Origin of the sequence: Pseudomonas sp. SIMBA_067 (assembly GCF_046534675.1) — a bacterium.
Taxonomy (GTDB): domain Bacteria; phylum Pseudomonadota; class Gammaproteobacteria; order Pseudomonadales; family Pseudomonadaceae; genus Aquipseudomonas; species Aquipseudomonas putida.
Genome location: NZ_JAWRYH010000135.1, coordinates 1 through 354, shown reverse-complemented (window position 1 = coordinate 354; position 354 = coordinate 1). Strand labels below are relative to the sequence as shown.

Genomic DNA, 354 nt, shown 5'->3' with positions numbered 1-354 from the left:
CCAGACCCGATAGCCCGCCACGCGAAAGCCGTGATTGCGGTGGTAGTAATGCTCGCGATCGCGCAGATAGAGGCGGCGCAGGCCATACCAGGGGACGCCGGGGAGGTCGTGATGCACTGAATGGTAGTTCAGATTCAGGAATAGCATGCGCCACGGCCACGCCGCTTCATTATTCACCGACCGTGCCAGCGGATCGTCCGCCGCACGATGCTCATAGAAGGATCGCACTTTGGTCAGCGCCAGCGCCGGATAACTCACCGCCAGCAGATACCACAGCGGTGAAAATCCCTGCCGCGCCATCCAGAAAAACAGCAGTGCCAGCAGCGTCCCGTGCAGCAGCCACATCGCTATCGC

The 354-nt window shown here is 61.3% G+C and carries 1 protein-coding gene; it reads right to left on the bottom strand.

The window, feature by feature from the left end; translation table 11 throughout:
* The coding region (locus tag SB765_RS28395) for a fatty acid desaturase (RefSeq protein ID WP_410932323.1) at nucleotides 1-354 on the bottom strand (354 nt) is incomplete at both ends.